The following is a 228-nucleotide window of genomic DNA, read 5'->3' as shown; positions in this document are numbered from 1 at the left end:
AAAAAAACCCCGCCGAAGCGGGGTTTGTCTTTTATACGTTGGGTGATTAGCCCTGCAGCAGAGACAGAACCTGCTGTGGAACCTGGTTAGCTTTAGCCAACACTGAGTTACCAGCCTGCTGTACGATCTGCGCTTTAGACATGTTTGAAACTTCAGTTGCGTAGTCAGCATCCTGAATACGAGACTGTGCTGCAGACAGGTTAGTGGTGGTGTTGTTCAGGTTAGTCA

Annotated in this window: 1 protein-coding gene; it reads right to left on the bottom strand. The window is 48.7% G+C overall.

The window, feature by feature from the left end; genetic code table 11:
• Positions 1-46 precede the first annotated feature (46 nt).
• Positions 47-228: flagellin (locus SB765_RS34640; protein ID WP_410933157.1), on the bottom strand; the 182-nt coding region annotated here is incomplete at its 5' end.

This window comes from Pseudomonas sp. SIMBA_067 (genome assembly GCF_046534675.1).
GTDB classification, from domain to species: Bacteria; Pseudomonadota; Gammaproteobacteria; order Pseudomonadales; family Pseudomonadaceae; genus Aquipseudomonas; species Aquipseudomonas putida.
Note: the sequence above shows the minus strand (reverse complement) of the source record. Positions and strands in the feature narration are given on the sequence as shown.